Origin of the sequence: Stenotrophomonas sp. NRRL B-14846 (assembly GCF_050473585.1) — a bacterium.
In the GTDB taxonomy this organism is placed as follows: domain Bacteria; phylum Pseudomonadota; class Gammaproteobacteria; order Xanthomonadales; family Xanthomonadaceae; genus Stenotrophomonas.
The window spans coordinates 279933-302331 of sequence record NZ_JBFLUN010000022.1; the positions used below are offsets into that span (position 1 = coordinate 279933).

Here is a 22399-nt window from a genome sequence, read left to right on the forward strand (position 1 = left end):
CGGCCAGCGGCCGGCACTACCGTTACCGCCGGTCGGTAGATCCACGCCATGCGTGGATGAAGCGGTGCCGACCAAGGTTGGCACCCACCAGGGCAGGGCGGTGCCAACCTAGGTTGGCACCTACCGAAGCAGGGCGGTGCGCGGCGATCAGAACTTCGCGTTGAGCGAAATCCAGTAGCTGCGGCGCTGGTCCTTGGTCGCATAGTCGTCCACGCAGTTGAACTCGCTCTGGCTGATCAGCAGGCACGACTGCGAGACGAAGTCCTTGTCGAACAGGTTGTTGACCCGCGCGTTCACCGTCAGCCATGGCGTGGCCTTCCAGCTGCCGCCGAGATGGAAGATGGTGTAGTCCTCGTAATAGCGGGTGTGGCTGGCGCCGTTGGCGTCCAGCAGCGTGTCGCGATAGCGGTCGTAGCGGCCTTCGCCGATCAGCGACAGGCTGATCGCTTCGTTGACCTGCCAGTTGAGGCTGGCGTTGGCCATGTGCCTGGCCGGCATGGTGCCGCTGATCGGCAGGCCCTTCTGCGCGCCGCTGGTCTGCTCGCTCTTGGTCCAGGTGTAGTTGCCGCGCAGCTGCAGGCTGTCGAGCAGGTCGACATGCGCGGCCAGTTCGGCACCGCGGGTCTCGGCCTTGTCGATGTTCACGCTCTGGGTGAAGGTGCTGTAGCCCAGTGCCGCCCAGCCCGGGCCGATGTCCACGCAGTAGCCGCTGCCGGCGCGGGCCACTTCGCAGTTCGGGAAGGTGCCGCCGCTGGCGATCTTGTCCTCGAACTTGTTGAAGAAACCGGTGACGTTGAAGCCCCAGCGCTGGCCCTCGTAGTAGGCGGCCAGCTCGTAGTTGGTGCTGGTTTCCGGCTTCAGGTTGGGCGAGCCCACCAGCGGCAGCACGCCCTGGCCACCGAAGCCGGTGATGCCCGGGAACAGCTGGTCCGGACGCGGGGTCTTGTAGCCGGTGCTGACACCACCCTTGAAGGTCCATGCGTCGCTGGCGTTCCACACCAGGTAGCCGCGCGGGCTGACATGGCTGCCGAACACGTTGTGGTCGTCGTAGCGCAGGCCGAATGTGGCGGTGAGGGTGTCGGTCAGCGCCCAGTTGTCCTCGGCGAACAGCGCCCACATGCGGTGCTTCTGCTTGACGTTGCTGCGGTAGCCGGCGCCGTCCATGCCGAACACGCCGTCGACCATGTCGGTGTTGTTGTACTGGCCACCCACGGTCAGCTTGTGTGCGTCGAAGTCCAGGTCGAGCATGGTGTCGAGCACGTAGCCTTCCAGCTCCATGGTGCGCAGCGGACGCGGCAGGAATGCCTGCAGGCGAGCCATCTCGCTCGGGTTGAGGGCGGTCAGTGCATTGCCTCGGCCGGCCGCGCAGTTGTTGGCGGCACCGGTGCGGCGGCAGACGTCATTCCACAGCGTCTGCAGGTTGGCGCGCTCGTCCAGGGTCAGCGGCAGCGAGCGGCCGAGGTTGCTGCTCTTGCCGTGGGTCAGCGAGGTCTGCCAGGTGCCGAAGCTGTAGCGGCCCTGATGGGTCAGCGACAGCTGGTCGCGCTCGTAGCGCTGGTAGGCGGTGTAACCCACGCGCGGCTGCACCACGCGGCGGGTGAGCGTGCCGCTGCCGTTCGGGTTGGGAATGACGGCGTTGCCGACGCGCCACAGGCTGGCCAGGCTGTCGAGGGTGCCGGTCTGGCCTTCGCTGTTGTCGAACTTCTGCCGCGACACGTCGTAGTCCAGCCACAGTTCGTGGTCGTCGTTGATGCGGAAGTCCAGGCGTACGCCGCTGTTCCAGTTGGTGTTGGCGACCGACTTGCCACCGCCGCCGAAGCCGATGCTGCGCTCCCACAGGGTGCCATCCGGCAGCGGCAGCGCATCCCATTCGGGATTGGAGGCCTTGGCGTCGTAGTAGCTGCCGCGTACCGCCAGGCTGAGGCGATCCTTCAGCAACGGACCGCTGAGGTACAGGTCGGTGGTGCGTGCATCGCCGAACTGGTCATCCTGCTGCACGGTGAAGCCCTGGGTCAGCGCGCCGTGCCAGCTGTCCTGGTTGCGGCGGGTGATGATGTTGATGACGCCGCCCATCGCGTCCGAGCCGTACAGCGTGGACATCGGCCCGCGCACCACTTCGATGCGCTCGATCGCATCCAGCGGCGGCAGGTAGGCGAACTGGCCGCCGCCGAAGTTGTTCGGATAGATCTGGCCGACATTGCTCTGGCGGCGGCCGTCGATCAGCACCAGGGTGTACTCGGACGGCAGGCCGCGCATCGAGACGGTGGCGCGGCCGTTCTTGTCGGTCGCTTCCAGGCCGACATCGATGCCTTCGACGTCGCGCAGCGCGTCGACCAGGCTGGTGTACGGGCGCTTGCTCAGTTCCTCGCGGCTGACCACGCTGATGCTGGCCGGAGCATCGATCACTTTCTGTTCGAAGCCGGAGGCGGTGACCACCACCTTGTCCAGCGTCTGCGGCGCGCCTGCGGCGTCACCGTGGGCGAGGGCGGGGCTGGCGAAGGCTGCCAGCACGGCGCTGGTCAGCAGGGAGCGGGACAGGGACGAACGGACACGATGGCGCTGGGCCATGGCAGTTACCTCGAAGGATGCAGGGTGGTGCGACGCCGTGCGCGAAGGGCGCGGCAGGCACGGAAGGCCCGGTCAGGGGCGGCAGGGATGAAGCAGGCAGCGGCGTGCGGGCGCGACCGCGCAGGCGGTCACGTCGGGCCGTGGATCAGGCGGGCGGCGGCGCCTGGCCGCGTTGCTGGCGACGCCCGGGCGCATCGGCCCAGGGCGTGTCCGGAGCGGCCAGCGGCCAGTCCGGGCGCACGCCGGGCATGGCCGGCGTGGCGGGTACGAGTTCGAGTTCAGTGCGCAGCCATTGGCTGGCCAGCAGCAGTGGCGGACGTGCCTTCTCGGCCGACTTCACCGGAGCGGACGCGCAGCGGCGCAGCTTGGCTGGCGCCTCTTCCTGCAGCGGCGCTTCGCCACCGCGCTCTTCCAGCGGCATCTGCACGGCCATTCCGGCGTGGGCCTGTGGCAGCAGCGGCAGGGTGCCCAGCAGCAAGGCCAGCATCGCCACCCACGCCAGCAGGCTGGCCAGCGCGGGACGCTGGCCGCGCATGGCGGTGCCCATCTTGCGATGGATGAGTGGACGAGGGCGAAGCGGGCGCAGCAAGCGGGGGTCCCCAAGGGTCTGCCGGCAGCGGCCGGCATCAACGGGGCGAGATTGTAATGAGAGCTGTTAGCCGTTGCAAATGAGAATGATTGCCAAAATGTCGCAGGCCGCCCCGACGGGGCTCAGACTTCGCTCCAGCGCCGCAGCAGGTTGTGGTACACGCCGGTCAGCTGCAGCACCGCCTCGGCGTCGCCGCCGGTCTGCCGCAGGCGCTCGATCGAGCCATCCATTTCCCACAGCAGGCGCCGCTGCACGTCGTCGCGGATCATGCTCTGCACCCAGAAGAACGAAGCCACGCGCGCGCCGCGGGTGACCGGCCGCACCTGGTGCAGGCTGCTGGACGGATACACGATCAGGTCGCCGGCCGGCAGCTTTACCTCGTGCTCGCCGTAGGTATCGCTGATGACCAGCTCGCCGCCTTCGTACTCGTCCGGTTCGGACAGGAACAGTGTGCAGGAGATGTCCGAACGCAGCTGCTCGCCATTGGCCAGGTTCATCACCGCGCCATCGACATGGAAGCCATAAGTGCCGCCACCGCTGTAGCGGTTGAAGCGCGGTGGCAGGATCTTCAGGGGCAGTGCGGCAGCAAAGAACATAGGGCTGCGGCTCAGCGCGGCCAGTACGTCCCTGCCCAGCTTCGCCTTCAGGGGAGATGCATCGGGTAGCTGCAGATTGTGCTTGACCATCGCGCCCTGTGAACCGACGGTCTCGCGACCGTCGGTCCAGTCTGCAGCGTCGAGTTGCCTACGCGCCTGCGCCACGTCCTGGGGTGAAAGCACGTCGGGAATGTGCAGCAGCATGGCGGTTCCTTTGGGGGACGCGGGGGGAGTGGGCTCCCCCGCGCGCTGCATCAGAAGCGGATGTCCGCGCTGAGCAGGAAGGTGCGCGGGGCACCTGGGGTGTAACGGTAGCCGCTCTTGTTGATGCTGGCCACGTACTGCTTGTCGAACAGGTTGTAGCCGTTCAAGCGCAGCGAGATGGTTTCATTGATTGCCCAGGACACGACCGCGTCATACACCACATAGGACTTGGTGAACGACGGGGTGCCGACCGCGCCGTCGGTGCCGCGGTGCATGCCGGCGGCATAGCGCACGCCGCCGCCCACGGTGATGCCGTAGGGCAGGGTGTAGCTGGTCCAGCCGGTGAACGTGTCGTCCGGGGTATAGGTCAGGTTGGTGGTGCCATCGGCGGCCACCTTTGCACCTTCTTTTACTTCGGTATCCAGGTGGCTGTAGCCGGCGCTGACCGACCAGTTGTCGGTCAGCCGGCCGACTGCGGAGAGCTCCACGCCCTTGACCCGCTTGCTGCCGGTCTGGGTTGGGTTGCCGGCATCGTCGAGCACGGTGGTGTTGATCTCGTTGTCCACATCGGTCTGGAACAACGCAATGTTCACTGCCAGGGCGTCATCCAGGAATGCCCACTTGCTGCCCACTTCGAAGGTTTTGGCCTTCTGCGGATCCAGCTTGGGGTTGTCGGCACTGCTGACCGAGCTGCTCAGCTGGAAGTTGGCGCCACCCGGGGGTTGTTGCGAGATGGCGTAGTTGGCGTAGACGCTGACGGTATCGCCGACCTTGTAGAGGGCACCCAGCTTCCAGTTCAGCAGCGTATCGGACGCGTCCAGCGTCGGGTTGCGCAGCACCGTGCCGGTAGGATTGCTGCCACACGCCGGTCCGCCGCGGCCACCACACACCGACGCGCTGGCGTACTCGGTCTTGTAGTGGTCCGCACGCACGCCCGCGGTCAACAGGAAGCTTTCGCCGAAGGACAGCGTATCGAACAGGTAGACCGAGGAGGTGGTGGTCTTGCCGTGTGCATCGGCGCCGTTGTGCGCCCAGTTCAGGCCACTGACGTTCCAGTCCGGGTTGTACAGGTTCGCAGCGGGCCAGCTGGTACCGGCGACGGCGGCCTGGCCGTAGCTGTCCAATTCTTCGCGGGTGAATTCCAGGCCGGTGCTCAGCGCATGGCCGACGCTGCCGGTGCGGAAGTCAGCACGCAGGTTCAATTGGTCGGTGAGGATGGTGTTGCGCTGGTCCTTGAAGGTCGGCAGGCTGCGCGCGATGGCGTAGCTGGAAAGGTCAGCCGGGTTGGCATAGGTGATGTTGCCGGTCGGGCGGCCCCCCGCGCCGCGCACGCCCGTACCCATGAAGGCGGTGAGCAGATAGTCCTGCTCGGTGCGGCCCCAGCGCGCGGTGTTGGTCAGGCGCACGCTGTCGTTGAAGTCGTGCTCGAAGCGGAACGTGGCCATCTTCGCGGTCACGTCATCGTGGTCAGCGCGGGTGCCGTAGAAATTTTCCGGATCGACCGGATGCCCGGCCAGCGCTTCCAGCGTCGGCTGCGGCGTCCAGCCCGGCAGGCCCAGGGTGGGCACGCCACCATCGGGCACGTTGTCCTGCTTCACGTACAGCAGGTTGAGGTAGTAGCGGGTGGCGGTACCCAGACCGAACGCCAGCGACGGTGCGATGCCCCAGCGCTTGTTCTGCACGTGGTCGCGGCCGGGCTGATCGCTGTCCTGCCACATGCCGTTGATGCGCAGCGCGCTGGTGGCGCCCAGCGACTGGTTCCAGTCGGCAGTGGCGCGGCGCTGCTGGTCGCTGCCCAGCGAAATGCTGGCAGACGTCGCGTCCTGCAGGTTGGCCTGCTTGCTGACAAGGTTGATCGCGCCGGTCGGCGCCGAGCGGCCATTGTCGGTGCCGGCCGGCCCCTTCGTCACTTCCACCTGTTCGATGTTGAACACATCGCGCGAGATTGAGCCCAGATCGCGCACGCCGTCCACATACAGGCTGTTGGAGGTGTCGAAGCCGCGCATGAACAGCGCGTCGCCGGTGGTGGTGTTGCCGTTCTCGCCGGCATAGAAGGTGCCCACGCCCGGGCTGTTGCGCAGCGCTTCGGTCAGCGTGGTGGCGCCCTGCTGGTTGAACAGGTCGCTGGTAATCACCTGGATGGTCTGCGGCGTGTCCTGCAGGCGCTGGGTGAACTTCGGCGAGGTCACCTTGTCGGCCTTGTAGCCACGGATGGCGTGCACGTCGATCTTGTCCAGGGTGCGCGCATTGTCGGCGGCTTCGGCGTGGGCCAGCGTGGGCAGGGTGGCCAGGCCGAGGCCGGCGGCAAGACTGGCGGTGGCCAGCGGCAGGGTACGAAGCGGCGAAGCGTGCTTGCGGCTCTTGATCGGGTTCATGGGCGTCTGCAGAGAAGGAACAGGAAGTAGCCGCCGGCGCAGGCAGTGCGGCAACAGGACGGGAAAGAGGAATGCAGTTCAATGGCTGCGCAGCGCGCAGAAAAGCGTCAGACCAGCTGCGCAGGCGGTGCGTGCGAGGGAGGCTGGCGACGATCAGTCGCGGGCACCGGCGGATCAGGCATCGCCGGCGTAGGAGCGTATGCGGGGTCATGCTCCGGGCGCTGCAGGCACAGCTGCCGCAGTGCCGGCGGTTTGTCACCCCGGCTCCCTTCTGGCTCGGATTCCGCGCGCTGTATCGCGTGGTCGTAAGGCAACGCGTAGGGGGGCGAAGACGGCGCTGCATCCCGGGCGTAGGCGGCGGGCGCATCACCTGTCGACGTGCTCCGGCCTTCCTGCAATGCCGACCATCCCAGCAGCAGCGTCAGCAGCGCAGCCACGAGCAGCGGCCACCCTTGGCGGGCGAGCTGGCACAGCGTGGCGGTGGGCGCGGGCGAAGCCATGGCGCAGGCGGATTCGTGACGAAGATGTTACTCAGCATAACACCAACGATAATGATTCGCATCTGCGCGGCGGGCGCTCGATGTCGGAGGGCCCTGGGTGCGCCTGGAAGGTGCTTCTGGGCCGATCGGTCGACCCACCCCAAGGCTGGTCGCCCTGGATCTCAATCCCGGTCGTCGCGGGTCCAGACGGCGTCGTGCTCGCGCTTCACCGGGAACTTGGGCACCGGGGTATAGGCCGGTGCGCACAGGGCGCGGCCATCGCGCACGTCGAAGCGCGCGCCGTGCAGCACGCACTCCACGCTGCCTTCGGCGGTGTTGAACTCGCCCGAGGACAGCTCGAACTCCTCATGCGTGCACTGGTCTTCCAGCGCATACAGCTCGCCGTCGAGGTTGAACACCACGATCGGCGTGCCGGTCACTTCGTCGAACACGCTCTTCATTTCACCCGGCAGCAGCTCATTGCCGGCACAGACAAAGGTCCAGGTATCGCTCACGCGGCGGCTCCGGCCAGCGATTTCTCCAGGATCTCGAAGCGCAGGTCGTCGCGCTTGGGGATGCCGAAGCGTTCGTCGCCATACGGGAACGGCTTCTTGATGCCGGTGCGCTGGTAGCCACGGCGCTCGTAGAAGGCGATCAGTTCGTCGCGCACGTCGATCACCGTCATCTGCATCACCGGCACCTTCCATTCGCGTGCGGCGTGCGCTTCGGCGGCGTCCATCATCTGCTTGCCGACGCCGCCGCCCTGCTGGGCCGGGTCGACCGAGAACATGCCGAAGTAGCCCTTGCCCTCGACATCGGCAACGTGGGCGCAGGCCACCAGCTGGCCCTCGCGCTCGGCCAGCAGGATGGTGGAGCGGGGGCGGTCGAGGTCGGCCTGGATGCCTTCGGCGTCGATGCGGGCGCCATCCAGCAGGTCGGCTTCGGTGGTCCAGCCGACGCGGCTGGCGTCGCCACGGTAGGCCGAGGTGACGAGGGCGATCAGGGCGGGGATGTCGGCCGGCGTGGCGGCGCGGAAGGTCAGGGTGGTCATGGCCCCATTCTAGGTGGGGCGGGGGCGGGCGCAAATGGGGCAGCAGCTCGGGGGCGCAGGAAGGAGCCCGATAGGTTAGCTGCACTACCAATGAGAAACGCCGCAGTTGACCGCGGCGTTCTCGCTGTAGAAGGTGCAGGGTCCCTACTTCACTTTCTTGAACAGCTCTTTCGAGATCTCGCTGTCAATGTAGTGCACGTAATCAAATAGTTCTTCTTCGCAGCTGTCAGGTGAATTCTTCGCTGCCTGAACTTTCGCTTCGCACTCATCAAGTGCCTTCTTCAATTCCTTTCCCTTCGGTGTATCTGCGGCTTTCGCGCGGAGATCGGCCTGCTCATCAGGCTCGCCATCCTGGGCAAATGAACTTGCGGGCAGCATGAGCGCCAGCAGCACGAATACCGCGGACAGGCTGGCAGAGCGGATCATCTTCATGTTCGCTTTGTCTCCAATCGAGTGGGAATGGCCAGAACGGTCTTGCGTACGACGCAGCAACTGCGAAAGCGGGGCAAGGCTTGTTGGCAGAGATGGAAGTGAGACAAAGATTGCAGGACAGCAGATGGAGCTGTTGCGGATGAGGGTCTCTTCAAGGCTCGCCCAAGGGCGAATCGTGCGCTCTGCTTGCAGCGCATACTGTGATTGAAGTCTCGAAGTGGGGCGCCGTGCGAGGAGGGGCGTGTCGGGGCTGGTAGATGGGTCGCTAGACACGGAAACGCCGCGGTCTCCCGCGGCGCTCCTGGTTCTCTGTGCTGGCCTGGGAATCTCACCCCAGCAGCTTGCGTACCTTGGTCAGCGCGGTCATGAACCGCTCGATCTCGGCGTGCGTGTTGTAGAACGCCAGCGAGGCACGGCAGGTGGCCGCGACGCCGAAGTACTGCAGCAGTGGGTGCGCGCAGTGCTGGCCCGAACGCACGGCCACGCCTTCCAGGTCGAGCAGGGTCGCCAGGTCATGGGCATGCGCGCCATCGATCAGGAACGAGACCACGGCGGCCTTCTCCGGTGCTTCGCCGATGATGCGCAGGCCGTCGACGCGGCGCAGCTCTTCGGTGAAGTGCGCCAGCAGTTCGGCTTCGCGCGCTTCCACGTTCTCCTGGCCAAGCTGCTGCAGATAGTCGGCAGCCACGCCCAGACCGATGAAACCGGCGATGTTCGGGGTGCCGGCTTCGAACTTGTGCGGGGCATCGTTGAACACGGTGCCGTCGAAGCTGACTTCCTTGATCATTTCGCCGCCGCCGAGGAACGGCGGCATCGCGTCCAGGTGCTCGCGACGGGCCCACAGTGCGCCGGTACCGGTCGGGCCGCACATCTTGTGGCCGGTGATGGCGTAGAAGTCGCAGCCGATCGCGGCGACGTCGACCTTGCGGTGGGGGACGGCCTGGGAGCCATCGACCACGGTGATGATGCCGCGCTTGCGCGCCTCGCGGCAGATCTCGCGCACCGGATTGACCGTGCCCAGCACGTTGGAGACATGGGTGACCGCCAGCAGCTTGACCTCGGGGGTCATCGCCGCGCGCAGCGCATCCAGGTCCAGCGCACCATCGGGGGTGATCTCGGCCACGCGGATGGTGGCGCCGGTACGCTGCGCGACCAGCTGCCACGGCACGATGTTGGCGTGGTGCTCCATGCGCGTGATCAGGATCACGTCACCGGCCTTCAGCCGCGGCAGCGCCCACGAGTAGGCCACCAGATTGATGGCGAAGGTGGTGCCGCTGCACAGCACCAGGTCGCTGGGGCGCACGTTGAGGAAGCGCGCCAGCTTGTTGCGCGCACCTTCGTAGGCATCGGTGGCTTCGCTGCCCAGTGCATGCACCGCGCGGCTGACGTTGGCGTTGTAGCGGCGGTAGAACTCGTCCACCGCGCCGATCACCTGCACCGGCTTCTGGCCGGTGTTGGCGTTGTCGAAATAGACCAGCGGCTTGCCATGCACTTCACGCATCAGCAGCGGGAAGTCGAGGCGGACGCGGTCCCAGTCGGGGGCGCCGGTGCGTTCTTCGATCGGGCGCGGCGTGGACAGGTTCATGCCACACCCGCCTCGGCCAGCGCCTTGTCCAGGCGGCGTGCCAGCTGCGCACGCAGCGCGTCCGGCAGGATCTTCAGCGGCTCGTGGCAGAACGCGGCGCTCAGCAGTGCCTGCGCCTGGGCCTGCGGCAGGCCGCGCGAGCGCAGGTAGAACAGCGCGTTGGCATCGAGCTGGCCGACGGTCGCACCGTGCGCGGCCTTCACTTCATCGGCGTCGATCACCAGCGTCGGCTGGGTGTCGATCTCGGCATCGGCCGACAGCAGCAGGTTCTTGTTGGACAGGTTCGCGTCGGTGCCGTCGGCGCCTTCGCGGATCTGGATGCCACCATGGAACACCACGCGGCTGCGGTTGGCGGCGACGCCGCGCCACAGCAGTTCGCAACTCGTATCGCGTGCGATATGGTCGATGCCCAGGCGGGTTTCGACGTGGCGGCGGCCATTGCCGAGCAGCACGCCGTTGGCGGTCAGCTGGGCGTTGTCGCCTTCCAGGCGCACGTTCAGTTCATGGCGGCTGAGCGCGGCACCCAGTTCCAGGTCGACGCGGTGGTACTGCGCGTCGCGGGCCAGCACCGCGTCGGTGCGCAGGAAGCTGGTCTGGCGCGCGCTGCCGGCCTGCACGCGGGCGTGCTTGAGCACGGCATCACGAGCGACGTGGGCATGCAGCACGGTGTTGTCCAGGTGGGCGGAGTCACCCACGCTGAAGCGGTGCTCGACCACGCCGAGGCTGGCGCCGGCACGCAGTTCGATCAGGTGGCGGTGGTGCCAGGCCAGGTCGGTCTCGCCAGCCACACTGGCGAACACCAGCTGCAGTGGTGCTTCGACCTGCACGCCTTCGTCCACGCGCAGCACCACGCCTTCGTCGGCCAGTGCGGCGTTGAGGCGGGCGAAGACCTCTTCACTGCGCTCGTAGCGGCGGCCGAGGAAACGCACGGCGTCTTCACCGACGGCCAGTGCGGCCGACAACGGCTGCAGCTGCACGCCGGCCGGCAGCGCCTGCACGTCGCTCAGCGCGGCATCCAGGCGGCCGTTGACGAACACCAGGCGCGGGGCCGGGATGTCTTCCAGCAGCGCGGCGTCCAGCGCCGGGCCCTGCAACGGTGCCGCGGCGAACGAACGGCGTTCCAGCTGGCGCAGCGAGGTGTACTTCCAGGCTTCGTTGCGGGCGGCCGGCAGGCCGTCGCGCAGGGCCGCATCCAGCACTTCGCGGCGCGCATCGCTGCCGCAGAAGGCCTGGGCCATCGAATCAAGCAGGGCGCTCATCAGACCGCCGCCTCGGGCACGACCCGGTCCTTCAGGAAATCGTAGCCGTGTGCTTCCAGCTCCAGCGCCAGTTCCGGGCCGCCGCTCTTGACGATGCGGCCATCGGCCAGCACGTGCACCACGTCCGGCTTGATGTAGTCCAGCAGGCGCTGGTAGTGGGTGATGACCAGGAACGAGCGGTCGGCGCCGCGCAGTGCGTTGACGCCGTCGGCCACGCTCTTCAGCGCGTCGATGTCCAGGCCCGAGTCGGTCTCGTCCAGGATCGCCAGCTTCGGTTCCAGCACGGCCAGCTGGAAGATCTCGTTGCGCTTCTTCTCGCCACCGGAGAAGCCTTCGTTGACGCCACGGTGCAGCAGTTCGTCCTTCAGGTGCAGCACGGCCAGCTTCTGGCGCACCAGCTTGAGGAACTGCATGGAATCGAGTTCTTCCTCACCGCGCGCCTTGCGCTGGGCGTTCAGCGCGGCACGCAGGAAGTAGGTGTTGTTCACGCCCGGGATCTCCACCGGGTACTGGAACGCCAGGAACAGGCCGGCGGCGGCACGCGCTTCCGGGTCCTGCTCCAGCAGGTCGACGCCGTCGAACTGCACGCTGCCTTCGGTCACTTCGTAGCCGTCGCGGCCGGCCAGGACATTGCCCAGGGTGGACTTGCCGGCGCCGTTCGGGCCCATGATGGCGTGCACCTGGCCGGGCTTCACATCCAGCGACAGGCCCTTGAGGATTTCCTTGTCGCCGATGCGGGCGTGGAGGTTTTCGATCTTCAGCATGGTGGGGGTTTCCGTGGGGCGGACCAGGGCCCGCCGGTAAAGAGAATGCGTTTGCGAGGGGCAGGGGCGGGCGGTCAGCCCACCGAACCTTCCAGCGAGACTTCCAGCAGCTTCTTGGCCTCCACCGCGAACTCCATCGGCAGTTCGCGGAACACCTGCTTGCAGAAGCCATCGACGATCAGCGACACCGCGTCTTCCTGGCTGATGCCACGGGCGCGGCAGTAGAACAGCTGGTCATCGGAGATCTTGGAGGTGGTCGCCTCGTGCTCGACGGTGGCGCCCGGGTTCTTCACCTCGATGTAGGGGAAGGTGTGCGCGCCGCACTGCTTGCCGATCAGCAGCGAATCGCACTGGGTGTAGTTGCGCGCGCCGTCGGCGTTGCGGTCGACCTTGACCAGGCCGCGGTAGGTGTTCTGGCCGCGACCGGCGCTGATGCCCTTGCTGACGATCTTGCTCTTGGTGCGCTTGCCGACGTGGATCATCTTGGTGCCGGTGTCGGCCTGCTGGCGGTGATGGGTCAGCGCGACGGAGTGGAATTCACCCACCGAGTCGTCGCCCAGCAGCACGCAGGAGGGGTACTTCCAGGTGATCGCCGAGCCGGTCTCGACCTGGGTCCAGGTGACCTTGCTGCGCGCGCCACGGCATTCGGCACGCTTGGTGACGAAGTTGTAGATGCCGCCGACGCCGTTCTCGTCGCCCGGATACCAGTTCTGCACCGTGGAGTACTTGATCTCCGCATCTTCCAGCGCGACCAGCTCGACCACCGCGGCGTGCAGCTGGTTCTCATCGCGCATCGGCGCGGTGCAGCCTTCCAGGTAGGAGACGTAGGCCTTGTCCTCGCACACGATCAGGGTGCGCTCGAACTGGCCGGTGTGGCCGGCGTTGATGCGGAAATAGGTGCTCAGTTCCATCGGGCAGCGCACGCCCCTGGGAATGAACACGAAGCTGCCATCGGAGAACACCGCCGAGTTGAGCGCGGCGAAGTAGTTGTCGCCCACCGGCACCACAGTGCCCAGGTACTGGCGGACCAGCTCCGGGTGTTCCTTGATGGCCTCGGACATCGAGCAGAAGATCACGCCCTTCTCGGCCAGTTCCTTGCGGAAGGTGGTGCCCACGGACACCGAGTCGAACACCGCATCCACCGCCACGCCGGCCAGCTTGGCGCGCTCGTGCAGCGGCACGCCCAGCTTGTCGTAGGTGTCGAGCAGTTCCTTCGGCACGTCATCCAGCGAGGCGTACTTCGGGCCCTTCGGCGCGGAGTAGTAGCTGAGCGCCTGCAGGTCGATCGGGGCGATCTCCAGCTTGGCCCAGTCGGGCATCGGCATGGTCAGGAAGTGGCGGTAGGCATCCAGGCGCCACTGCGTCATCCACTCCGGCTCTTCCTTCTTGGCCGACAGGGCACGGATGGTGTCCTCGTCCAGGCCCGGCGGCAGGGAGTCCGATTCGATCTCGGTGATGAAGCCGGCCGAATACTTGCGGCCGAGCTGCTCGTGGATCTCGCGGTTGGGGGTGTCGTCGTGGGCGACGTTTTCGATGGTTTCGGTGGCCATGGGGGGCTGCCTACGGATCAGGAGACGACGTCGACAGCGATGGTGCGGCGCTGTTCGTCATCGGCAAGGGGGAGAGGGGGCAGGATCTGGGCGAGGGTGACATCGCGCAGGGCCTCGGAGACCACGTCGTTGATCAGCCGCCAGCTGCTGCGCGCGCCGCACTTGGGCGCCATGCCGCACTGGTGGTGGTCGTGGCTGCATTCGGTCAGGGCCAGTGGCCCTTCCATCGCTTCGACCACTTCGAACAGCGAGATCTCGATGGCCGGGCGGGTCAGCCGGTAGCCGCCACGGACGCCGCGCAGGCCTTCGACCAGGCCGGCCTGGGCCAGTGGCTTGAGCACCTTGCTGACGGTGGGCGGCTCCAGACCGGTGAATTCGGCCAGCTCGGTGGCACTGAGCACTTCGCCCGGACGGGCGGCGAGCACGGTCAGCACGACGGTGGCGTAATCGGTGAGTTTGGTGACGCGCAACATGGGGATGCGAGTGGTTCTTAAAGCGGACTGAAATTGTACGCTTTTATTCGCCGCCATCCAACCCGGGCATTCAGCCGGCGCTGGGGCCGGGCCGGGAGGACACACCGGGGCCGTTGCCTAGGCGCAATGCTGCGCCAACGGGGTGATTTTCGCAATCACCCGGAATGGGCGAGAATCCCCGTTCCATCCGCTGCAAACAGCCCGTGCCGATGCCGAAGAAGATCCAAGCCCGCAAGTCCGCCATCCATGGCAACGGCGTGTTCGCCGTGGCCCCGATCAAGCAGGGCGAGCGCGTGATCCAGTACAAGGGCCTGCTGCGCAGCCACGGCGATGTCGATGCCGATGACAGCGGCGACGTCGAAAGCGGCCATACCTTCCTGTTCACCCTCAACGATGACTGGGTGATCGATGCCAACTACAAGGGCAACGACGCGCGCTGGATCAACCACAGCTGCGACCCGAACTGCGAGGCGGTGATCGAGGAAGACGAGGACGGCGACAGCCGGGGCGACAAGGTGTTCATCGAGGCACTGCGCGATATCAAGGCCGGCGAGGAGCTGACCTACAACTACGGCATCACCCTGGCCGAGCGCCACACGGCCAAGCTGAAGAAGATCTGGGAGTGCCGTTGCGGCTCGCCCAAGTGCACAGGCACGATGCTGCAGCCCAAGCGCTGATCCGCAGCGGGTAGTGCCGGCCGCTGGCCGGCACACATGTGAAAAGCGTGCCGGCCAGCGGCCGGCACCACCTTATTTGCCCAGCACGCCTGCCGGCACCAGGTTGCCCAGGTTCTGGTTGAAGGTGACCACCAGCTTGCCGTTCTTCACCTGTGCCGACTGCACCTGCAGGGCGCCGAGCAGGCTGGCCACGGCCGGGTCCAGCTTGTAGATCGGTTCGCGCTGGGCGTAGTCGCTCAGCCAGGCATTGAGCAGGCCGCGGGTGCGCGAATCGAGGCGACCGCCCTGGTTGGCCGGGGTGAAGTCATCCACGCTCGGCTGCTGCAGGTGGAAGCCCTGGGTCTGCGCGTCGTAGCGCAGGCCGCTGCTGAGCTTCACCGTACCCAGTCTGGCCGGGTTGCCGCCGGCGGTGGCCAGTGCGACGTCCATGCCCAGGTTCAAGCGTTCGCCAGCCGGAAGGCTCAGCTGCGGATGGCTCATGGTCAGGGCGATCAGGCCGCCGAGGGCGTCCTGGGTGCGCGGGAAGCTGCCATCGAGGTACTGCTGCACGTCGCTGGCCCCCACCGACAGTTCGCGGCCGGAGATGGAGGGCGCCGCCTGTGCACCGATCGCAGCAGCGATCAGTACGGTGGAGGCCGCGAGGCGGGTCATCAGGGAACGCAGGCGCATGGCGGTGACCGGTGGGAAGCAAATGGATGGATCAAAGAGTAGCCGCGCAGGCTGAATCGCGCGTGCATGCCGCTGCAACGGTTCAGTCCAGCGTTGGACGCAGTTGTGCCGACTGGATCTGCCAGGCGCTGCCATCGCTGCTGGGCTGCACGCGGTACCAGCCGCCGAAGCGGAACGTGCCGTTGGCGGTGACCGCGCGGATCTGCACCGGTACCTCAAGCAGCTGCGGTGGCTGCCGCTCGTCGCGGGCGATCGGGGTATCGCTGTGCAGGCGCAGGGTGCGCAGGTCCTGCAGCTGCCGCAGCGCGGCGTCGTCCGCATGCCGCGGGTCGCCGGGCGGGATCGCCCAGGCGGCGTCGCTGGCGGCGCGGTCGCGGTTGAGCAGTGCCGCCACGTAGCGGTTGAGCATCGTCGAGGGCGGCTCGGCACCGTCGGCGACGGCGGACAGCAGCGGCACATCGCTGGCCTGCAGCGCTGCGGGATCGGGGCCGGTGCCGGTGTCCGCTGCTGCGGTGGCGGCGACGGGGGCGGACGCTGCCGCGATGCCATCCGTCGTCTGTGCCGCCGGGCGCGAACAGCCCAGCAGCATCAGTGGTGCGATCAGGAACAGGATCCTGCGCATGCCTGCCTCCTCCCCGAGGCAACCTGGAGGGCGGCAGTGTATCGGTTGCGCAGGGATCAGCGGGAGGAGGGCAGCTGCTCCAGCGCGTCCAGCGCCGGCAGGACCTGGCCGGCGATGGCGGCCAGTGCGTGGCCGTCTGTCTCGGCGTGGCGCTGCACGATGTCGCGCAGCAGCTGGGCGGCGATCACCAGGGTCGCGCGCTCGTCGCCACTGATGCCGGCGGTACGCGGGGCTGCCTCCAGCAGGCGCATCAGGTCGCGGCTGGCGCGGTGTTCCAGTTCGATGGTGCAGCGCCCGGTGCACTGCAGCCCGTCCTTTTCGATCGGGGTCACCGAGATCCGGTAGCGGGTGGAGGGGCTGGCCATGAGGGTGTGCTCGCCGTAGCTGTGGAGGATGTGCCCACCATAGGCAAGGCCACGGCCGGCGGCGACGGCCGGCGCTGCACGCAGTGTTCCACCCGGTACGTTCCGCGCCCTTTGCGGAGCGCTGGCAGCCAATGGCGGCGGGCCTGTACGGGGATTTCCGGGGCCGCGGCAACGCTGTGTTGCGGGGGGGGGGGGCCGGACAAAAAAAACGGGACGGCCAGAGCCGTCCCGTCGGAATCCGCGTTGGGGCGCGCGCTTACAGCGCGGCGTCCTTCAGCTTCTTCAGCGGACGCACCTTCAGCTTGGTGGTGGCCGGCTTGGCAGCGAACCACTGCTCTTCCTTGGTGAACGGGTTGATGCCCTTGCGCTTCGGCTTGGCCGGCACATTGACGGTGGTGATCTTCAGCAGGCCCGGCAGGGTGAACGAGCCAGCGCCCTTCTTGTGCACCGAGGAGGCGACGGCGCTTTCCAGCGAGGCCAGCACAGCGCGGACGTCCTTGGCGATGACGCCGGAGGCTTCAGCGATGTGTGCAACCAGGCCGGACTTGGTCAGCACTTCCTTGATCGGCTTCGGAGCGGCCGGCTTGGCGGCTGCCTTCGTCGCGACTTTCTTCACTGCCTTCTTCGGGGCAGCCTTCTTAGCGGTCTTTGCCATGGTTTCCTGTTCCGTGAACGGTTGGTTGTTTGGTCGGCGCCGAACCCCGTCGGCAAGCGCAATGTAGGGCAACTCTCGGGCGCCGCCAATAGCCCGAAGCGCGGAAAGTGCATGTTTTTTCATATCCAGGCCGATTCAGTACATGGCCGGTAGTGGGGAAAGGGGGTGTGGCAGCGCACGCGATGGCCGGCGCCGGCCCATCGGTGGAATGCGCGAAACCACTGAAAACAAGGGAAAAATGCGCGCCGGTCTGGCGAAGAAGTGGCCACCTGTCCGGTTTCCGGCGGACGTGCGGCATGCGGCGGAGCGACGCAGGGCTAACGCGTCCCGTGCGAGGGTGACCGTTCATCACCGCCACGCAGGAGCAGCACATGGGAATCTCGCGACACGCCACCGCGCACTGGGAAGGCGATCTGAAGTCGGGCAAGGGACAGTTGAGCACGCCGCAGAGTGGGCTGCTGGACAAGACCCGCTACGGCTTCAACAGCCGCTTCGGCGACGAGAAGGGCACCAATCCGGAGGAGCTGATCGCTGCCGCGCACGCCGGCTGCTTCACCATGGCGCTGTCGGCCAAGCTTGGCGAGGCGGGCTTCACCCCGACCTCGCTGGACACCGAGGCCAAGGTCGATCTGTCCCTGGAGGGCGGCCCGCAGCTGTCGCAGATCCGGCTGAAGGTGAAGGCCGTGGTGCCGGGCATCGACGCCGCACAGTTCCGTGCCATTGCCGATGACGCCAAGCAGAACTGCCCGGTGTCCAAGGCGCTGAGCGCGGTGCCGATCAGCCTGGAAGCCGAACTGGGCTGAGCGGCCGCTACCTGTAGAGCCGAGCCCACGCTCGGCTCACGCAACTGCAATGATCTGACCGTAAAGCAGCCGAGCGTGGGCTCGGCGCTACAGCTTGCGGATCACCAATCGATGGTGCCGCTGATCACCGTCTGCACCTGGCCGCCCGACCAGACCTCGCCGTCTTCATCGACCCGCAGGGACAGGCGCGCGTCGTGGCCAACTTCGCGGCCCTGGCTGACTTCGAACGGTGCACGGCCTCGGGGCAGGGCGTCGCGCAGGTCCAGCCATGCGGCCAGCACCGCATTGGCGGCACCCGAGGCCGCGTCCTCGAAGCGGCGGCCATTGCCGACAAAGGCGCGCACCGCCAGATCGAAGCCCTCGCTGCCATCGCTGAAGGCGTAGGCAAACACGCCCATGCTGTCGGTGGACTCGGCCAGTGCGGCCACCGCGTCCCAGTCCGGACGAAGGGCGCGCAGTGCCGCTTCATCGGCCACCTGCACCACCCACCAGCTGCGCCCGCCCTGCATGCGTGCCGGCGGCAGCGAGCCCAGCGGCCAATCCTTCAGTGCCGCCTGCAGGCGCGGATCGGTGGCCTCGACGGTCTCGGCCAGCTGCGCGCGCGGGGTGCGGATGGCGATGCGCCGCTGTGCGCCCTCACCGCTGACGCGCAGCGGCAGCGCACCTGCAATGCCATCCTGCACCAGCACGCCATCGACCGGCGCGGCCAGACCGGCCTGCAGCACCGCATGTGCGGTGCCGACGCTGGGATGGCCTGCAAATGGAACCTCCTTCTGCGGGCTGAACATGCGCAGCCGGTAGCTGGCGCCTGCGACCTGCGGCGGGAACACGAAGGTGGTCTCGGGCAGGCGCGTCCAGCGCGCAATGGCCTGCATGCTGGCATCGTCCAGGCCTTCGGCATCAAGCACCACGGCCAGCGGATTACCCGCGCCGGCGCGCGGGGAGAACACATCCAGCTGCAGGAAGCGGCGGGTGGACATCAGGCAGGACTCCAGTAAACAGGCGGCATAGCGTAGCGCGGGGCACAAAAAAGGGGACGGAGGGAATTAAGTCGCTTATGGCACATGGGGCACAAGCGACTTAATTCCCTCCGTCCCCTTTTTTCCGTGCGCTACCAGCGGATGTGGCCGTCGATGACCGGCTGCACCTGGCCGCCGATCCAGACCGTGCCCTGCGCATCGACCTCGACCTGCACGCGGCCATCGCGGCCGACTTCGCGGCCCTGGCTGGCCACGTAGTGGCCCTCGCGGCCGGGCAGGGCATTGCGCTGCCGCAGCCAGGCACCGATCAGGGCATTGGCGCTGCCGGTGACCGGATCTTCCGGCACGCTGGCCGCATCAGCGGGGCAGAAGGCGCGCACCACACGGGTGTGGTCGCTGCCGGCCTCGTCGGCGAATACGGCCACGCCGGTGGCATCGGTGGTGAGGCTCCAGTCAGCCAGCGCGGCCATGTCCGGCGCCAGGTTGCGCACGGCGGCGGCGTCGCGCAGCGGCAGCAGCCACCAGCGTGCGCCGTTGTCCCAGAGTTCGGGCACGTGGCCGTTGGCGGCGAGGGCCAGCAGTGTTTCGGGTGCTCCGTCCGCGGCTGTGTCCAGTTGCCGCGCCGCTGGGCTGGCCAGCTGGATCTGCAGCGCCTCGGCCGGGCCGCTCACCCGCACCGGCAGCACTCCCGCCGCGCATTGCTGCAGCAGGGCGCCGTCGCGCGGCTGGGCCAGGCCGCAGCTCACCGCCGCCCAGGCCGCGCCGACACTGGGGTGGCCGGCGAAGGCCAGCTCGCGGGTCGGGGTGAAGATGCGGATGTGGTAATCGGCGCCGGGCGCGCTGGGGCGCAGGAAGAACACCGTCTCGGACAGGTTCAGCCAGGCGGCCAGGGCCTGCATCTGCTCGCCGGAGAGGTCGTCGGCATCCAGGAGGGCGCCCAGCGGATTGCCGGTGCCGGGGCGGGGGGCGAAGACATCGAGCTGCAGGTAACGGAGGACGGCCATCTACGGGGATATTGCGCTTAGAATCAAAGGTTCCGCCCCCAGGGGCGGCTTCCCCACATTCTACATAGCCAATCCATGTCAGCTTCCCCCCTTGTCGATCGTTGGATCGTACTGAAGTTCGGCGGCACTTCGGTGTCGCGTCGTCACCGCTGGGACACGATCGGGAAGCTGGCGAAAAAACGCGCGGAAGAGACCGGCTCGCGTGTGCTGGTGGTGGTGTCGGCGCTGTCCGGGGTCACCAACGAACTGACCGCGATCGCCGATGGCGCGCCGGACAGCCGTGATCGCGTGGCCGCGCTGGTCGAACGCCATGAAGGCTTCCTGGCCGAACTGGGCCTGGGCCGCGAAGTACTGGCCGAGCGCCTGGCGGCGCTGCAGGGCCTGCTCGACGACCCGCGTGCGGCCACCCGTCCGCTGCAGTGGCAGGCCGAAGTGCTGGGCCAGGGCGAGCTGTTGTCGTCCACGCTGGGCGCGGCCTATCTGCACGCTTCGGGCCTGGACATGGGCTGGATGGATGCCCGCCAGTGGCTGGACGCGATGCCGCCGCAGCCGAACCAGAGCGACTGGTCGCAGCGCCTGTCGGTGAACTGCCAGTGGCGTGCCGATGCGGAGTGGATGCAGCGCTTCCGCGCGCAGCCGACCCGCCTGCTGATCACCCAGGGTTTCATCTCGCGGCATGCCGATGGCGGTACCGCCATCCTCGGCCGTGGTGGCTCGGATACCTCGGCGGCGTACTTCGGCGCGCTGCTCGGCGCCAGCCGCGTGGAGATCTGGACCGATGTGCCGGGCATGTTCAGTGCCAACCCGAAGGACGTGCCGGACGCGCGCCTGCTGACCCGCCTGGACTATTACGAGGCGCAGGAAATCGCCACCACCGGCGCCAAGGTGCTGCACCCGCGCTCGATCAAGCCGTGCCGCGATGCCGGCGTGCCGATGGCCATCCTCGATACCGAGCGCCCGGAACTGCCGGGCACCAGCATCGACGGCAGTGCTGCGCCGGTGCCGGGCGTGAAGGCGATCAGCCGCCGCAACGGCATCGTGCTGGTGTCGATGGAAGGCATCGGCATGTGGCAGCAGGTCGGCTTCCTGGCCGATGTGTTCAACCTGTTCAAGAAGCATGGCCTGTCGGTCGACCTGATCGGTTCGGCCGAAACCAACGTCACCGTGTCGCTGGATCCGTCCGAGAACCTGGTCAACACCGATGTGCTGGCCGCGCTGTCGGCCGACCTGTCGCAGATCTGCAAGGTGAAGGTGATCGTGCCGTGCGCGGCGATCACCCTGGTTGGCCGTGGCATGCGTTCGCTGCTGCACAAGCTGTCGGACGTGTGGGCCACCTTCGGTCGCGAGCGCGTGCACATGATCTCGCAGTCGTCCAACGACCTGAACCTGACCTTCGTCATCGACGAAGCCGATGCCGATGGCCTGCTGCCGATCCTGCACGCCGAGCTGATCGACAGCGGTGCGATGCCGGTGGAAGAGACCGAAGTGTTCGGCCCGCGCTGGCGCGAGATCGCCGGCACCGTGCGTCCGCGTGGCACGCCGTGGTGGCGGGGCCAGCGGGCGCACCTGCTGCAGCTGGCCGACGCCGGTACGCCGCGTTATGTCTACCACCTGCCGACCGTGCGCGCCCGTGCCCGCGCGCTGGCCGCGATCAAGCCGATCGATCAGCGTTACTACGCGATCAAGGCCAACAGCCACCCGGCCATCCTGCAGCTGCTGGAAGCCGAGGGCTTCGGCCTGGAGTGCGTCTCGCACGGCGAGCTGAAGCATGTGTTCCAGCACCTGCCGGAACTGTCGCCCAAGCGCGTGCTGTTCACCCCCAGCTTCTGCCCGCGCAGCGAGTACGAAGCCGCGTTCGCGCTGGGCGTGACCGTCACCGTCGACAACGTCGAAGCGCTGCAGCGCTGGCCGGACCTGTTCCGCAACCGCGAGCTGTGGCTGCGCGTCGATCTGGGCCGTGGCGAAGGCCACCATGCCAAGGTCCGTACCGGCGGCAAGGACTCCAAGTTCGGCCTGCCGATCGCCCGCGTCGATGAGTTCGTGCGCGCGGCCACCGATCTGGGCAGCCGCGTGGTCGGCCTGCATGCGCACCTGGGCAGCGGCGTGGAAACCGCGCAGCACTGGCGCCTGATGTGCGATGAGCTGGCCGGCTTCGCCCGCCGCATCGGCAGCGTGCACACCATCGATATCGGCGGTGGCCTGCCGATTCCGTACAGCGACGAAGACGAGCCGTTCGACCTGGATGCCTGGGCCGAGGGCCTGGCCGAGGTCAAGGCGCTGCATCCGGCGTTCCGCCTGGCGATCGAGCCGGGCCGCTACCTGGTGGCCGAGTCCGGCGTGCTGCTGACCCATGTCACCCAGGTGGTGGAGAAGGACGGCGTGCGCCGCGTCGGCCTGGATGCTGGCATGAACGCGCTGATGCGCCCGGCCCTGTACGACGCCTGGCACGACATCGAGAACCTCAGCCGCCAGGGCGGCTATGCCGAAGCCGCGTTCGATGTGGTCGGCCCGATCTGCGAATCCAGCGATGTGTTCGGCAAGCGCCGCAAGCTGCCGGTGTCGACCGCGCCGGACGATGTGATGCTGATCGCCGACGCCGGCGCCTACGGCTATTCGATGGCCAATACCTACAACCAGCGGATGCTGCCGCGCGAAGACGTGATCGAATGACCACCGCGCGCGTTCTGCACCCGCCCACC

Annotated in this window: 21 protein-coding genes; 3 read left to right on the plus strand and 18 right to left on the minus strand. The window is 67.4% G+C overall.

Annotation, left to right across the window (positions count from 1 at the left end; all coding sequences use genetic code 11):
• Positions 1-147: 147 nt before the first annotated feature.
• The 12 genes from AB1281_RS03475 to AB1281_RS03530 all read right to left on the minus strand — a co-directional run bounded on the left by AB1281_RS03475 (position 148) and on the right by AB1281_RS03530 (position 13925).
• On the minus strand, positions 148-2568 hold the full coding sequence (locus AB1281_RS03475; protein WP_430345056.1) for a TonB-dependent receptor domain-containing protein: 2421 nt from the start codon (positions 2566-2568) through the stop codon (positions 148-150).
• Between the two features lie 145 nt (positions 2569-2713).
• Complete coding sequence (locus AB1281_RS03480; protein ID WP_430345057.1) at positions 2714-3115, minus strand: hypothetical protein; 402 nt, start codon at positions 3113-3115, stop codon at positions 2714-2716.
• A 164-nt stretch (positions 3116-3279) separates the two neighbouring features.
• Complete coding sequence (locus AB1281_RS03485; RefSeq protein ID WP_430345058.1) at positions 3280-3957, minus strand: Fe2+-dependent dioxygenase; 678 nt, start codon at positions 3955-3957, stop codon at positions 3280-3282.
• Between the two features lie 50 nt (positions 3958-4007).
• The gene (locus AB1281_RS03490; RefSeq protein WP_430345059.1) at positions 4008-6332 is read right to left on the minus strand and encodes a catecholate siderophore receptor Fiu; all 2325 of its coding nucleotides are present in this window, start codon (positions 6330-6332) and stop codon (positions 4008-4010) included.
• 661 nt (positions 6333-6993) lie between these two features.
• Positions 6994-7326 (minus strand): non-heme iron oxygenase ferredoxin subunit, encoded by a 333-nt coding sequence (locus AB1281_RS03495; RefSeq protein WP_061479221.1) that lies wholly within the window; start codon positions 7324-7326, stop codon positions 6994-6996.
• On the minus strand, positions 7323-7862 hold the full coding sequence (locus tag AB1281_RS03500) for a GNAT family N-acetyltransferase (RefSeq protein ID WP_430345060.1): 540 nt from the start codon (positions 7860-7862) through the stop codon (positions 7323-7325). Before AB1281_RS03500 ends, AB1281_RS03495 begins: the two co-directional genes overlap by 4 nt.
• Positions 7863-8006: 144 nt before the next feature.
• A complete protein-coding gene (locus AB1281_RS03505; RefSeq protein WP_430345061.1) occupies positions 8007-8294 on the minus strand; it encodes a cytochrome b-c1 complex subunit 6 family protein in 288 nt (95 codons plus the stop codon).
• 328 nt (positions 8295-8622) lie between these two features.
• On the minus strand, positions 8623-9879 hold the full coding sequence (locus AB1281_RS03510; protein WP_005408431.1) for a cysteine desulfurase: 1257 nt from the start codon (positions 9877-9879) through the stop codon (positions 8623-8625).
• Positions 9876-11138 carry a Fe-S cluster assembly protein SufD gene (sufD, locus tag AB1281_RS03515; protein WP_430345062.1) on the minus strand — a complete coding sequence of 421 codons (1263 nt, stop codon included), beginning with the start codon at positions 11136-11138 and terminating at the stop codon, positions 9876-9878. Before sufD ends, AB1281_RS03510 begins: the two co-directional genes overlap by 4 nt.
• The gene (gene sufC / locus AB1281_RS03520) at positions 11138-11902 is read right to left on the minus strand and encodes a Fe-S cluster assembly ATPase SufC (protein WP_032957818.1); all 765 of its coding nucleotides are present in this window, start codon (positions 11900-11902) and stop codon (positions 11138-11140) included. Before sufC ends, sufD begins: the two co-directional genes overlap by 1 nt.
• Positions 11903-11976: 74 nt before the next feature.
• The gene (gene sufB / locus AB1281_RS03525; RefSeq protein ID WP_032129234.1) at positions 11977-13452 is read right to left on the minus strand and encodes a Fe-S cluster assembly protein SufB; all 1476 of its coding nucleotides are present in this window, start codon (positions 13450-13452) and stop codon (positions 11977-11979) included.
• Positions 13453-13469: 17 nt separating this feature from the next.
• Complete coding sequence (locus AB1281_RS03530) at positions 13470-13925, minus strand: SUF system Fe-S cluster assembly regulator (RefSeq protein ID WP_005408436.1); 456 nt, start codon at positions 13923-13925, stop codon at positions 13470-13472.
• 209 nt (positions 13926-14134) lie between these two features.
• On the opposite strand from AB1281_RS03530, the gene AB1281_RS03535 reads away from it, so the two are divergent.
• Positions 14135-14602: an SET domain-containing protein gene (locus tag AB1281_RS03535; protein ID WP_012479369.1), complete on the plus strand. Its 468-nt coding sequence runs from the start codon at positions 14135-14137 to the stop codon at positions 14600-14602.
• Between the two features lie 72 nt (positions 14603-14674).
• Here AB1281_RS03535 and AB1281_RS03540 read toward each other — a convergent pair whose 3' ends face one another.
• The 4 genes from AB1281_RS03540 to AB1281_RS03555 form a co-directional block, all read right to left on the minus strand.
• Positions 14675-15271 (minus strand): DUF1439 domain-containing protein, encoded by a 597-nt coding sequence (locus AB1281_RS03540; protein ID WP_430345063.1) that lies wholly within the window; start codon positions 15269-15271, stop codon positions 14675-14677.
• An 82-nt stretch (positions 15272-15353) separates the two neighbouring features.
• Complete coding sequence (locus AB1281_RS03545) at positions 15354-15893, minus strand: hypothetical protein (RefSeq protein WP_430345064.1); 540 nt, start codon at positions 15891-15893, stop codon at positions 15354-15356.
• Between the two features lie 56 nt (positions 15894-15949).
• Entirely contained in the window at positions 15950-16258 is a 309-nt protein-coding gene (locus tag AB1281_RS03550; protein ID WP_075675131.1) for a DUF3861 family protein, read from the minus strand.
• A 256-nt stretch (positions 16259-16514) separates the two neighbouring features.
• A complete protein-coding gene (locus tag AB1281_RS03555; RefSeq protein WP_010483539.1) occupies positions 16515-16913 on the minus strand; it encodes an HU family DNA-binding protein in 399 nt (132 codons plus the stop codon).
• 371 nt (positions 16914-17284) lie between these two features.
• On the opposite strand from AB1281_RS03555, the gene AB1281_RS03560 reads away from it, so the two are divergent.
• Entirely contained in the window at positions 17285-17716 is a 432-nt protein-coding gene (locus AB1281_RS03560) for an OsmC family protein (RefSeq protein WP_014646276.1), read from the plus strand.
• A gap of 101 nt (positions 17717-17817) precedes the next feature.
• Here the strand turns inward: AB1281_RS03560 and AB1281_RS03565 are convergent, their stop codons facing one another.
• A complete protein-coding gene (locus AB1281_RS03565) occupies positions 17818-18696 on the minus strand; it encodes a PhzF family phenazine biosynthesis protein (RefSeq protein ID WP_430345065.1) in 879 nt (292 codons plus the stop codon).
• A gap of 131 nt (positions 18697-18827) precedes the next feature.
• Positions 18828-19700 (minus strand): PhzF family phenazine biosynthesis protein, encoded by an 873-nt coding sequence (locus tag AB1281_RS03570; RefSeq protein ID WP_430345066.1) that lies wholly within the window; start codon positions 19698-19700, stop codon positions 18828-18830.
• A 75-nt stretch (positions 19701-19775) separates the two neighbouring features.
• On the opposite strand from AB1281_RS03570, the gene AB1281_RS03575 reads away from it, so the two are divergent.
• On the plus strand, positions 19776-22370 hold the full coding sequence (locus AB1281_RS03575) for a bifunctional aspartate kinase/diaminopimelate decarboxylase (RefSeq protein WP_430345067.1): 2595 nt from the start codon (positions 19776-19778) through the stop codon (positions 22368-22370).
• The last annotated feature ends 29 nt before the right edge of the window (positions 22371-22399 follow it).

Coding starts and splice junctions, on each gene's coding strand:
- AB1281_RS03550 (WP_075675131.1), bottom strand. CDS start 16,258: ATGGCCAGCCCCTCCACCCGCTACCGGATCTCGGTGACCCCGATCGAA.
- AB1281_RS03505 (WP_430345061.1), bottom strand. CDS start 8,294: ATGAAGATGATCCGCTCTGCCAGCCTGTCCGCGGTATTCGTGCTGCTG.
- AB1281_RS03540 (WP_430345063.1), bottom strand. CDS start 15,271: ATGCGCCTGCGTTCCCTGATGACCCGCCTCGCGGCCTCCACCGTACTG.
- AB1281_RS03490 (WP_430345059.1), bottom strand. CDS start 6,332: ATGAACCCGATCAAGAGCCGCAAGCACGCTTCGCCGCTTCGTACCCTG.
- AB1281_RS03555 (WP_010483539.1), bottom strand. CDS start 16,913: ATGGCAAAGACCGCTAAGAAGGCTGCCCCGAAGAAGGCAGTGAAGAAA.
- AB1281_RS03530 (WP_005408436.1), bottom strand. CDS start 13,925: ATGTTGCGCGTCACCAAACTCACCGATTACGCCACCGTCGTGCTGACC.
- AB1281_RS03560 (WP_014646276.1), top strand. CDS start 17,285: ATGGGAATCTCGCGACACGCCACCGCGCACTGGGAAGGCGATCTGAAG.
- AB1281_RS03565 (WP_430345065.1), bottom strand. CDS start 18,696: ATGTCCACCCGCCGCTTCCTGCAGCTGGATGTGTTCTCCCCGCGCGCC.
- sufB (WP_032129234.1), bottom strand. CDS start 13,452: ATGGCCACCGAAACCATCGAAAACGTCGCCCACGACGACACCCCCAAC.
- AB1281_RS03510 (WP_005408431.1), bottom strand. CDS start 9,879: ATGAACCTGTCCACGCCGCGCCCGATCGAAGAACGCACCGGCGCCCCC.
- AB1281_RS03575 (WP_430345067.1), top strand. CDS start 19,776: ATGTCAGCTTCCCCCCTTGTCGATCGTTGGATCGTACTGAAGTTCGGC.
- AB1281_RS03545 (WP_430345064.1), bottom strand. CDS start 15,893: ATGCGCAGGATCCTGTTCCTGATCGCACCACTGATGCTGCTGGGCTGT.
- AB1281_RS03535 (WP_012479369.1), top strand. CDS start 14,135: ATGCCGAAGAAGATCCAAGCCCGCAAGTCCGCCATCCATGGCAACGGC.
- sufD (WP_430345062.1), bottom strand. CDS start 11,138: ATGAGCGCCCTGCTTGATTCGATGGCCCAGGCCTTCTGCGGCAGCGAT.
- AB1281_RS03480 (WP_430345057.1), bottom strand. CDS start 3,115: ATGGGCACCGCCATGCGCGGCCAGCGTCCCGCGCTGGCCAGCCTGCTG.
- AB1281_RS03500 (WP_430345060.1), bottom strand. CDS start 7,862: ATGACCACCCTGACCTTCCGCGCCGCCACGCCGGCCGACATCCCCGCC.
- sufC (WP_032957818.1), bottom strand. CDS start 11,902: ATGCTGAAGATCGAAAACCTCCACGCCCGCATCGGCGACAAGGAAATC.
- AB1281_RS03475 (WP_430345056.1), bottom strand. CDS start 2,568: ATGGCCCAGCGCCATCGTGTCCGTTCGTCCCTGTCCCGCTCCCTGCTG.
- AB1281_RS03570 (WP_430345066.1), bottom strand. CDS start 19,700: ATGGCCGTCCTCCGTTACCTGCAGCTCGATGTCTTCGCCCCCCGCCCC.
- AB1281_RS03485 (WP_430345058.1), bottom strand. CDS start 3,957: ATGCTGCTGCACATTCCCGACGTGCTTTCACCCCAGGACGTGGCGCAG.